The sequence below is a fragment of the Streptomyces sp. NPDC057438 genome, assembly GCF_042802995.1.
In the GTDB taxonomy this organism is placed as follows: domain Bacteria; phylum Actinomycetota; class Actinomycetes; order Streptomycetales; family Streptomycetaceae; genus Streptomyces.
Genome location: NZ_JBHVDD010000024.1, coordinates 64,003 through 75,532 on the forward strand (window position 1 = coordinate 64,003; position 11,530 = coordinate 75,532).

An 11,530-nucleotide genomic window follows, 5' to 3' on the forward strand; every position below is an offset into this window, starting at 1 on the left:
TTTGCTTTTTCCTGGAATGAAACTGGTATATACGAGGGGCTGCTAGCATGCGGGCATGGATGAGCATCTGGTCGCACTCGAGAAGCGCATGCAGCAGCTGCAAGAGGCGCTCCGGCAGGCGCTCACACAACACGACACCGCCCAAGTGAACTCCCTGGGCGAGGAGCTGACACGCACTCGACACGCGTGGAACGTTCTGTGCGGGATCACTGAGGTCCCGGACACGGCCCAGCCGGAGGTGCAGCCAGGGGCCCGGCCTGAGCCCGCGCTGGCAGTCGTCGAGCCCAACCAGGACGTGCCCGTACGCGACCAGGTCCACCAGGCGCTCGCCCTGCTCACCGTCCCCGCCTCGCCCAAACTGCTCAGCCAGGTCCACCAGGCTTTCTTCGCCACCCCGCTGAACACGGCACGCATGACCACCCTGCGCCGCGACGAGGAACGCTCCTTCCGCTCCGCCCCCTACGGCCGCGCCTACTACATCTGCCCCGCGCTGACCTCCGACCTGCTCTCACCAGCCCGCGCGCTGCTCGCCCTGAGCACCTGGCCACTGGAGCAGCGCCTGGTGGGACCGCTCACCCAGCGCGTCCACTTCCTCACCTCGGCCCTACGGCTCGCCGACGCCGCCGAACACCTCGCCGGCGAGGCCGGAATGCCACAGCCCGTCCAGCAGCTGCTGCTGCACTACAGCCGCAACATCCACGGCGACGCCCCCCGGGGCCCGCTCGACCTGGACGCGCTGCGCCGGGCCGCCGCAGCGGAACTGGAGATCCACGCCGACGACGACGCCGACACCCGCGCCGAAGCGGCCCAGCGCGCACGTCAGCAACTCGGCGACGCGGAGCAGATCTTCGGCAACATCCTGCGCAACACCGCCCGTCTGCGCCGTACTTCGTAAACCCGCCTCTGCAACCAGCACGGCTGTGCCCTGTCCCGCCAAGGAAAACAGTGAGCTCGCTCGACGAACGACTGGGCGTATTACGCGGAACCGCTGCGCCCATCCCGCACAATGCACGCACCCTGGCAGCCTTGACCGCCAATCCGAGCTGCGAGCGCCGCTCCCTGCTGGATGCGGCCGGTATCGACAAAGACGCCCTCGCCGCCCATCTGGGCCTCCCGCGGCCGCTGAGAAAATCCCAGCTCGCCCTCGACTACGGCCTCGCCTTCGAACGCAAGGTCACCGCCCAGGCCGGAGCCCCCCTGGTACCGCTGCTCCGCCAAGCCCTGGGCCTGAGCGTGCCGGAGGTGTCCTACGAGGACGTCAACAGCGTCGGCAGCGATGACGACAAGTCCCCTCTGCGGCTGCGCCGCATCCACACCCGCTCCCGCATCCGCAGAGCAGCACACGGCAGGCCGGACCCCCGCACCCTGCTCGACCACCCCGTACTGCGTCTGACCGTCGCCGGCCACCAGGCCTACCTCGAACCCGACGTCATCGCCTTCCAGCGCGAGGGCGTCTTCTATGTTGTAGAGATCAAATCCTTCCCCGTCATCCACGGACAGCCCGACCCCCTCAAGGCCACCGCAGCGCTGACCCAGGCCGCCGCCTACGTCCTGGCCCTGCGGGAACTCCTCGCCGAGGACGGTCTGCCACCAGAGCGCGTCTCCGACACCGTGGTCCTGGTCAACCCGCGCAACTTCACCCGCCACCCCACCGCCACGCCCTTCAGCGCCCACAAGCAGATCAAGAACCTGAGCCGCCACCTCGGCAGACTGCGGCGCCTGCCCGAACTGCTGGGCAAAGTTCCCCCCGACACCACCTTCGATCTGGCGCCCGGTCCCGACCAGAAACCGACCCGGCCCCGCGGTGAACTCGTTGCCGCGCTCGCCACCGTGCGGCCCAACTACACCCCCGATTGCCGCCACCACTGCGACCTGGCCTTCCACTGCCGCACCGAAGCCCGCAACCAGGGCAAGACCGCCGCCCTGGGCACCGCAGTCCGCGACGACCTCGCAGGAGTCGACACCATCGCCACGGCCCTGGCCCTCACCGACGGGCACCTGCACCCCTCACGGAGCCAGAAAGACCTCACCCAGGCTCTGCGCCACGCACAGCGCATCCACGCAGACCTCCAGACGGACACCGCATGATCCGCCTCACCTCACTCCTGCGCATGCGCGCCGCCCACACCGGCAACGCCCAACGCGCCAGCCAACTGCGCCACCTCCACCTCAGCGACCAGCCGCTGATGCTGCTGGCACTGAAACAGACCGGACCCGCCGCACGACCGCTGGCCGTCATGCTGGGCACCGACCCCCGCCGCCCCCAACTCCTGCTCACCCCGCCCTCAGGCAGCACCACTCCCATGCTCGCTTCCCTGGCAGACGCCGTCACCGCCTACATCGACGCCTGCCAGCGGCACAGCGAACACCTGCCTGCCACGTCCAGCAAGCCGGCCCGACGCCGCTACACCGACGCCCCCCAGATCCTCGTCCCCAACCCCCAGACCGTGCAGCACCTGAAAGACCTCGGAGCCGACCTGCGGTTCCGCACCGCCGACGACCAGGCTCCCGGCTCCCGGGCCGTCCAGCGCCTGGGCCACTGGCTCACCTATCTCACCGACCGCGCCGACCTGGCCGGCTCAGCCGCCCTCATCCCCATGACCAGCTTCCTCTCCATGCACTGGATCAGCGGCCAAAGCCCCCTCGAGGACGAGGACCTGGCCACCCTGCTGGCCTGGATCGACCCACCCCGCCACACCGCCTCCGGACGCGACGCCGCACTGGCAGCAGAAGACCCGGCCACCCACCGCCCGGCGGGACCAGCCACCGACGCCGCCTTCGACAACGACCACCTGGCGCCCCTGTTCGACGCCTACGCCCGCGCCCGGCGACAAGCCCTGGCCCAGGAGCAGACCCGCACCCTGCAAGAACTCGACCGCCTGCTGGCCACCTACCTGCAGCCCACATGGGACCTCATGTGGCAGGCCTACGCACTCCTGCAGGCCCTCCCCGAAGCCAAGAGCACCGCACGCCGCTGGGACCACGAACGCACCGCATTCACCGACGAATGCCTGCACCTGGCCCAGGACGGACGCCCCCGGCCGGCCCGCGACCAAGCCGTCGCCGCCGCCGTCCGCCTGGCTGACATGGAACACGCAGCAGCCGCCTTCGCCGCCGAACGCACCGCCGACGACCCCTTCGCACGAGCCGAACTGCGCACCACCGGCGAAGCCTTCGGCGGCACCGTCACCGCGATCGACTCCAAGCACATCCTGCGCGGGCCCACCGGACGGCCACAATGGCGGCCGCGGTTCACCGTGTCCACCTCCGATCCCCTGCGCATGGAACCCGGCCGGCTCCTGGCCTGCCACGCCTACCGCAAGGCCAGCTACAAGATCTGCGAGATCACTCCCGCCGACGGCGACACTCTCGTCGAACTCGAGATCACCGCAGGCATGGGCCACGCCGACCGTCCCACCTACGACGTCCTGCCCGAAGACGGTGCCTTCCTCGTGTTCACCATCGCACCGGATTCCTACCGGATGCCGGAATTTCCCTCACGAGAACAGACCCCCTGGACCCATGGCGGGCCTCCTGCCGACCAGCCGGACGACAGCGACGAGCACGAGGGCGAGGAAGAACAGTGACGCCTCCCCACCGGCCGTCGCCGCAGCAGCAGATGGATACGGCCGCCCGCGCCATCCTGGAGCAGCTGCCCACGCTCACCCACCGCGGAATCGTCGTGCACTCCCCGCCCGGCGCTGGCAAATCCACCCTGGTCGCCCGAGCCGCCGACGCCCTCGCGCAGTCCAGCGCCCCCTGCCCCGTCATCGCCCAGACCAACAGCCAGGTCGACCAACTCGTGCGGCGATTCGCCCGGCACCACCCGCATCTGCGCACCGTACGGCTCACCGCAACGGAACACTCGGTCCCGCACGATCTGCAGGCACATCCCGGCATCCGTATCGCTACCCGCATCGAAGCCCTCGAGAAGAGGGCCGACGTCATCGTGGGAACCGCCATGAAATGGGCCACGGTCACCGACCGCCGATGGCCGTGGGCGATCATCGACGAGGCCTACCAGATGCGTTCCGACATGCTTTTGTGGACCGCCGGCCTCTTTGACCGGGCCCTCTTCGTCGGAGATCCCGGCCAACTCGACCCCTTCTCCGCGGTCGAAACCGACCGCTTCCACGGCCTGCCCCATGACCCCATGAACAGCGCGGTCGCCGTCCTGCTCGCCAACAACCCCGACCTGCCCGTCCACTTTCTGCCCGTGTCCTGGCGCCTGCCGCCCTCAGCCGTCCCCCTGATCAGCGACGCCTTCTACCCCTTCACGCCCTTCCACGCCGGAAGCCGTGAAGCCGACCGCACCCTCACGTTCTCCATCCGCGGCATGCGTACCCCCACTGACGAGGTCATCGAACACGCCGCCCGAACCGGATGGGCTCTGTTCGAACTACCAGCCCGCATCACCGGCCAGCACGACATCGAAGCCTTCCAGGCCGTCCTCGGCATCGCCGAGCGGCTGCTGGCCCGGGGCGCCATCACCACCTGCGAGGAAAACCCCGAAGGCCACGTCCTGCAGCCGGGGGACATCGCTATCGGCACCGCCCATCGCAGCCAGGCCCACCACATCCGTGCGCTCCTGGCCCGCCAGTACCCCCCACTCCACGGCGTCACCGTCGACACCGCCAACCGACTCCAAGGCTGCGAATTCCGCGTCACCATCGTCCTGCACCCCCTCTCCGGCCGCGGCGACGCCTCCGCCTTCCACCTGGAAGCCGGCCGCCTTTGCGTCCTCACCTCACGACACCGCCACGCCTGCATCATCGTGGCCCGCGCCGGCATCGCCGAACTCCTCGACGCCCACCCCTCCAACGACCCCGCACACCCCGGAGCCGCCTCCAAGGTCGCCGACGGCTGGGAGGCTAATCACGCAGTCCTCGCCCACCTGACCCAGCACACCATCTCCGCTCAGGCACAGCCCCGTCGCCGGCGCGGATGAGGAGGTCGCCGCACGCCTGCCACATGAAGGTGGGTTGATGGGAGCGTCGTCGCTGGGGTGCCCTTAGTCCTCGTCGTCGAGGGTGTCGTCGGCTGACTTGTGGTGGACGTTGACGCCGGCTCGGCAGCGCGCGGCGCCGATCGTGTCGTGCAGCCGGGCGAACAGGTCGGGCCGGATGAGTAGATCAGCTCCCGCGACCGCGGGCAGGAGTGGTTCGTAGTTTCCGTCGTGGACGAGGTGGCCGTGCCACTGGCGGCAAATCAGTGCCTCACCGGTGGCGTCGCTGAGGCTGAACCCGCAGATTCCCTTTGTGGGTTCAAGGCCGAGTGCGGCCACGACGCTGGCTGCGGGTGCGAGTACGTAGAGGGGCAGGCCGAGGCCGCTCAGGGTGCGAGGGCGAGGCGTATCGATCAGGCCAGAGGCTCCAGCGTCAGTGAGGGCCGTCAAGGCCTGGTCTGCGGCACTGATGTGCTCGGCTGCTGACTCGGTTGTAAGGCCGAGTCCCAGGCGCCGCCACGGGCTGGTCCACAGCTGCCAGGGGGCCTGGGAGGCGGGTAGTGTGCCGGGCGGCGGGTCGTCGTCGAGGGCCTCCAGGCCGACGGCGATCTGCAGTTGGCGGGCGGGCTGATCCGGGTATCGGCGTGCAGGAGTGCGCTGCCGCTCGAACAAGCCGATCTGCACCCAGCCCTCGTGTGGACCTTCATCCACGCGAGCAAAGGCCATGGCGTTTCCCGGCAGGGACCGCAGGCCCGCGACCGAAGCGAAGCCGGAAGGCGGCCAGGGCTTGTCCGCTTGATGGCTCTCACTGAACCACGGTGCTGGATCAAGCGACCACGCCAGGGCCTTGGGACGAGTCAGAGGGCGGGGAATGCGGGCGAGTTCGGCACGCAGGGCCGCGCGGGGGTCATCGCGCAGTCGCGCGGCCGCGCCGCGTTCGAAGTTCTGGGCGTTGCCGAGATGTCCCACTTGGGCAAGCGCGGCACGCAGGCCGGCGGCAGCGCGTTGCAGGGCGTCTTCGGCGGCGGCCTGGTCGGCGAGATAGGCGTCGGGAAGCTGGCTGCGGCGTCCATTGGTCAGAAGGTCCAGCTGCATGCTCATGAGCGTCTCGACGTCGGGAAGAGCATTGATCACGAGATCGATGACGGTCTCGCGGAGCCCGGCCGGACTGCCGGCGGCGTTTAGGCGGTCGCCCAGGTAGTGGTCGACGAGGTGGGTTGCGAACTCCCGAGGGTTGTTCATGCGCTGTCCTCGCTGGGGGAGAGGGCGGCGGCGATGGCGCGTGCGAGTGTCGGATGGGCTGCCGTTGCCGCGGGGGCGGGCGCCTGGTGGCCAGCGCGGGCCAGGATGGCGGACGCATCCGCACGGACGGACAGCACGTCACTGCCGCACAGCGTGACGAGCTGTGCGAGAAGGGCGGCATCCAGAGGTCCGTCGGGCAGGTGTCCTTGTAGGACGGTCAGGATCCAGGTCAGGGGGCCGGCTCCGAGGTCGAAGGAGAGGACGCGCGCCAGGGCTGCCTGCGCCTGGCCGGAACGGCTGGCCAGCAGAACCGTCGCTGTGATCAGGGCGCGGCGCTTGTCGCCGCGTTCAGGCAGGGCAATCGTGGCCAACGCAAGTTCGCACAGTGCGGTGTCGATGTCGTGCTGGGTCGCCTGCTCCGGCACCGGGTGGTAGGCGCCCTGACCGAGACGGGCACGGCCCGGCAGACGGTGGGCGATGACGCCATACGCCGCATCCCAGCAGGCGAAAGCGCTGACAGCCGGGGGTGAAGCGAGCGGGGGCTGAACAGCGAACGCCGAGACCAGGGCCAGGCTGACACCGATAGTGCGGCTGTAGGACGCCTCGGCGACGGCCTGGGCCACCTGGTCTGCGAGGTTGCGGGCTGCGGTGGCCGGGTCCGCGGAGTGCGCCTGCTGCCACAGATCCAGCCGGTCATTGCCGCCGAAGGAACGCCATCCGCCGCCGCCTCGCATCTTGGTGTAGGCGAGCATGCCCGCCGTGGCGGCGAGAGGGCCGAAGACACCAGGATCGCTGTCCTGGCGCAAGCGGAGCCCCAAGGCGAGGTCGGCCAGCAGCTCAAGAGGGTTGGAGGCGTTTATCTCGTCGGCGATCCGGTGCAGGAACTGGGCGGCTGCGTCTGCTCCCTGACCGTCGATGACCTCCAAGAGTCGCCACCCGACCGCATTGGCCAGGGCATCCCTCGACCACCGTGGGCCCGAGGGGGCATCGTATGCCTTGCTGCTGCGGTCACGGACCGCAGCAAGCGCGCCAGCAGCACCTTCTGGCAGCGTCGGGCGCTGCTGGGCGTGCAGATACGCGTCTGTGGTGGGGTGCTTCTCGGGGCCGAACCAGTCACGTGAGGTGTTGTTGGGCGCGGGGCGGGGCGCCCAGGGCAAGCCGCCCTCACCGCCACAACGCTGTGCTGCTGTGCGCAGGGCAGAAGTGCGCTCGTCCCCGGCAGCCTGCGATGCGGCGATCAGTGTCTGGTCGTCGTAGGTGGAGGTGATTGCATTGGCCAGCACCGGCAGGAGACGCGATGTGCGGGCCGCGTCGTCGCCGGGCAGATCAGCGAGCCTGGTGAGCAGAGCAACGTCCTGCTGGATGCTGCGGCCATCGGGTCCAGCGGCGATGCGGAGCGCGGCCAGGACGACGGGGTCGGCCGTGTCAGCCTGAGTGGCCAGCAGCTGCCGGTGGGCCGCGCTCACCCGGCCATCGGGCAGCCCAGGCTCAGCCAGCAGCACCTGGGCGCCCAACTGCGCGGCACCCCGCGGATCCAGGCGCGCAAGGGAACGCCACCACTCCTGCGGCGTTCCCGCCGTGCCCCGCCCGTCGGTGCAGTCCGCGACGAGATAGACAAGAGGCTGCGTGCGCGCCAGACGCACCTGCGCCTGGACGGGATCGGCCTGCAGGAGCTGAGGCAGCGGATCCAGCAGCTCCTCGATGGTGATGTCCTTGTGACCGCCATAGGCCCCCAAGTAGCGGGCGGCACGCTCCCAGCACCGCTTCGCCTCGTGCGGGTCGTCGCAGGCGAGACTCACGCGGGCCATCTCAAGCTCGAAGTCGGCGTCCTCCGCATACAGCGCACGGCGCTCGGCTTGCGCTCCGCGCAACGTGCGCAAGAGCTCGTGCACGACGTCGGCCCCTGCCTGGCCGACGCTCCCGACGAGCAGGGACACCAGCTCCGTAGTGATCAGCGGGCCGGTTCCGGCCATGCCCATGAGAGAGGTGGTGGTGCCCTCGCTGACGGCTTGCAGGAAGGCGATGCCCGCAGCGACATCATCGCCACGCAACAGGGCGACGGCGTCGTGCAACACCTGCCGCACCTGCTGGTGGATGTCCGCAAGATCGCAAGCCCGGGGGCTGCCCGTGAACGCGTTTGCATGCTGGGCCAGTTGTTCGAGCGCCACACGCACGGTCGCGGACGCGGTTTCGGCTGTGAGGATGCCCGCCTCGACGTCGCGGTGCAGGCCGACGGTGGCCAGGGTGAAGCGCAGCCAGGCATGGTAGAAGCCATCGCCGTCCAGGAGGGGAAGCAGTCGGGCGGGCGCCTGCGGATCGGCGGCATGGGCCACGGCCAGCAGTGTCAGCCACCTGTTCACCGGGCCGGACAGGCCGCTGGCACGGTCGGTCAGTACATCCTGTGTTGCTTCCGCGAGAACCGCGGCGATGTCCCCGGAAAAGATCTCCTCGGCAAGGTCCGACACTGCCACGCCATGGCGGAGCAGGCGCCGCGGGTCGCACGGCCCGCTGGCCCAGGCCGCGGTGGCCAGCGCGCGGGCAGACGGCAGCGCGCCGCCCGCCGTGCCATGGGCGTCCGCAAGGTGCAGCAAAAGGGCCGCGCGGCGGTCGGGCTGCTCGATGAGCTCCGCGCTCTCGAGCAACGGGTCTGGACCCAGACAGTCCAACAGCACACCCAGCGCATCCTCAGGCGACGTCAGAGCCTCCTGGCCGAGGAACCGGGCCACCCGCTGCGCGAGCGTACGCGGGACCTGCCCGAGCTCGACATCGTCAGCAGCCCGGGCCGGCAACCGGATCCGTCCGCGCAACTCCGCCAGGAACACCGACTCATCGCTCTCGGAACCGTAGTGGACACGCTCATCCTTGCGTGCCTCGGCCCAGGCCGTCAGGTACGCCTCCCACGGGGCGGCACAGCCGGCCCGGTCGACCGCCGCACACAGCTGCAGGCCCCACCGCGCCGCCATCGTGGTCACACCCTCGTACATCAGGCTTGCCGCCACGCGGTCGGCTCCCACCAGCGCCACCAGCACATCCGCATACGGCACCAGGGAACCCGGCAGGCCTTCGTCCTCATACGTCGCCCGCGCCCGGCTCAGTTCGACGCAGCGCACCAGTGTGGGCCAGTCGTTGCGGACCGCCGCACGCCGCGCGGCAACGGTCAGAGTGTGGACGATGGCCTGAGGAGGCTGCAGCCCGGCAATCGCGCGGGAGAGGAAATCGGGTTCGATCAGCAGAGCGAGTTCGTCATCGCGCCCCAGAGCGGCCAGCAGTTCGGGCAGGTGCCGGAACGCGCGGGGATCGGTGAAGAAGCCCCGCTGGGACAACCAGTCGGCGGCCTGGGACCGGACCTGATCGACCCACCTGTCGTCGCCGTCGGCCCGGCGGATGAAGCGGCTGAAGCTCTCATGATGGATCTTCAGTCCGCCGATGCCCGGCTGCTGCGCGACGATCGGTGCCACGCTGTTCAGCGCGGCACCGAGTTGCATTCCGGGCAGCGGGAAAATTTCCTCGAGCTCCGATGCACTCACAGCGAAGTCGCATACCGCGAGCATGCTGACAGCAGAACGCTGCCCGGGGGTCAGACCGGCCAGCAGATAGGCGTAGTAGTCGTCGAGGTCGTGCGCCGACGACGGCACCGTCCGCAACCTCTCCAGAGGATCGCCAGCACCATCCGGCGCCGGCGCCGCTCCCAGGCCCGGGGCAGGACCAACGGCCTGCCGGCACAAATACGTGGCGTACAGGGCGTTGCCTCGAGAGCGCTCCTCGATCAGTGCGACCGCGGCCGCCGCCCGCGCAGCGGGATCGAGCCCCTCACCGGCAGAGGAGGACGCCAGGGCCGTCAACACGCCCAGGCGGTCCGCCAGAGCATGCAGTTCGGCGCGGTTGAGCGGGGCAACGGTGAGACGGGAGGCACCGGCGTCGACGGCCTCGAGGTGAGGGCCGGGCTGACTGGCCAGGACGAGTACGACACCGGGCGGCAGTTCCAGGGCGGAGAGGTCCGCGACCAGAGAGGCCGCCGGGTCCACCCGCGGACGAAAGGCGCTGCCGGTGGTGGATCCAAGAACCCGGCTGACATGGTCGATACCGTCCACGATCAGCGCGATCGGCCGGTCCGGTGCCAGGCCGCGCGCGGCAGTGACCGCGGCCGTGAGCGTCTCCGGCGTGGCCGCGTAGCGTGGCCTGACCTGCGCCAGCGCCTCCGGAACGGCCGTCCCCAGCTGCTTCAGCAGGCTGCCGATCACGACCTCGGTCAGCACACGCTGCTCACGGTCGATGTCCGCAGCGCCGAGCCAGCAGTGATGCCGCACCGCCAGCCAGGTCTCCCGCAGCGCATCCCCGAGCTGCTCGCACAACCACGACTTGCCGATGCCGGGAGTACCGGTGACCACCACGACATCCCCCTGCTGAGCAGCGTCCTTCACGGCCGCGACCACGCCCGTGAGCACCGTAGGACGTCTCACCTCGGTGGCACGGTCCACGGGGTGCCCCTCACGGACCGCTCCGAAGTCGACTTCCAGACTCAGACGAGGAAGCAGGTCCTCGACCATCACGGTCCCCGCCCGGCTGCGCGCCGCTTTGGCCGCCTCGATCAGGGCCAGCGCCACCTCCTCGGGCGTGCGGTGCCGGTTCGGCGGCCGTCCGGCACCGAGTTCTTCGGTGATGCGGTGCAGCAAGGCCGCCTCGGCTGGCCCGGGCTCGCGAATGTTGAGCGAACACGCCGGAAGATCCGTGTCGACGACCAGGGATGCGCAAGCGCGGTTGAGCAGGTCATCACTGACCTGGGCGAGCATCTCCTTCCACGGAGCGTGTGCACGCAGCGCAGCGGCGTCGAAACGGAACCGTTTGCTGTTCAAGCCGTGCAGTGCAGGCCCGGGATCGGTGCTCGCGTGGACCGGGCGCAGCACCCGGGTCAGCTCGGGATCCTCCGGCTCCATGTCGCGCACCACGAGGCGATGCGAGGCACCCGGATCCGAGGTGAAGTCGTGGTCCATGGAGGAGAAGAGCAGATCCAGACGTAGGCCTCGCTTGTCCTTCGTGAAACTCTCCAGCGACAACGCGCGGTCATGATCCGTGTGCTTGATCTGCAGCCGCTCGCGGCTGCCGGTGCCCCACTCACACGTGATGTCATCAAATCGGTCCCCGGTGAACATCTTCGTGTCGACCAGCAGGGAATTCGCACGTCCCACCGCCAGGTCCACCAGCCGCAGCGCGGTGAGCAGGTCCTGGTAAGCGTAGCCAAGGTGTGTCGGGCGCAGCCCCATGCTCACCTCCAGCGTGCCTTGCTCACTTCCCCCATGGTGCGCGTCACGGTCACCCTAACCTCCCTGACGTACCGGGACGGAA

At 69.6% G+C, this 11,530-nt stretch carries 6 protein-coding genes; 4 read left to right on the forward strand and 2 right to left on the reverse strand.

The genetic code is table 11. From position 1 onward, the window contains the following. The first annotated feature begins 55 nt into the window (after positions 1-55). The 4 genes from ACFU5F_RS16165 (at position 56) to ACFU5F_RS16180 (ending at position 4,948) form a co-directional block, all read left to right on the forward strand. Positions 56-895 carry a hypothetical protein gene (locus ACFU5F_RS16165; protein ID WP_383887269.1) on the forward strand — a complete coding sequence of 280 codons (840 nt, stop codon included), beginning with the start codon at positions 56-58 and terminating at the stop codon, positions 893-895. Positions 896-1,026: 131 nt separating this feature from the next. Further along, entirely contained in the window at positions 1,027-2,088 is a 1,062-nt protein-coding gene (locus tag ACFU5F_RS16170; protein WP_352229829.1) for a hypothetical protein, read from the forward strand. Further along, positions 2,085-3,587, forward strand: a complete 1,503-nt coding sequence (locus tag ACFU5F_RS16175; protein WP_383887271.1) for a hypothetical protein — start codon at positions 2,085-2,087, stop codon at positions 3,585-3,587. Before ACFU5F_RS16170 ends, ACFU5F_RS16175 begins: the two co-directional genes overlap by 4 nt. Next, positions 3,584-4,948 (forward strand): AAA domain-containing protein, encoded by a 1,365-nt coding sequence (locus tag ACFU5F_RS16180; protein WP_383887273.1) that lies wholly within the window; start codon positions 3,584-3,586, stop codon positions 4,946-4,948. Before ACFU5F_RS16175 ends, ACFU5F_RS16180 begins: the two co-directional genes overlap by 4 nt. Before the next feature lie 63 nt (positions 4,949-5,011). Here ACFU5F_RS16180 and ACFU5F_RS16185 read toward each other — a convergent pair whose 3' ends face one another. Beyond that, positions 5,012-6,187, reverse strand: coding sequence for a hypothetical protein (locus ACFU5F_RS16185; RefSeq protein WP_383887275.1), 1,176 nt, complete (start codon positions 6,185-6,187; stop codon positions 5,012-5,014). After that, entirely contained in the window at positions 6,184-11,448 is a 5,265-nt protein-coding gene (locus ACFU5F_RS16190; RefSeq protein ID WP_383887277.1) for a hypothetical protein, read from the reverse strand. The genes ACFU5F_RS16185 and ACFU5F_RS16190 overlap by 4 nt, the downstream gene beginning before the upstream one ends. Positions 11,449-11,530 lie beyond the last annotated feature (82 nt).

Coding starts and splice junctions, on each gene's coding strand:
- ACFU5F_RS16165 (WP_383887269.1), top strand. CDS start 56: ATGGATGAGCATCTGGTCGCACTCGAGAAGCGCATGCAGCAGCTGCAA.
- ACFU5F_RS16175 (WP_383887271.1), top strand. CDS start 2,085: ATGATCCGCCTCACCTCACTCCTGCGCATGCGCGCCGCCCACACCGGC.
- ACFU5F_RS16185 (WP_383887275.1), bottom strand. CDS start 6,187: ATGAACAACCCTCGGGAGTTCGCAACCCACCTCGTCGACCACTACCTG.
- ACFU5F_RS16190 (WP_383887277.1), bottom strand. CDS start 11,448: ATGGGGCTGCGCCCGACACACCTTGGCTACGCTTACCAGGACCTGCTC.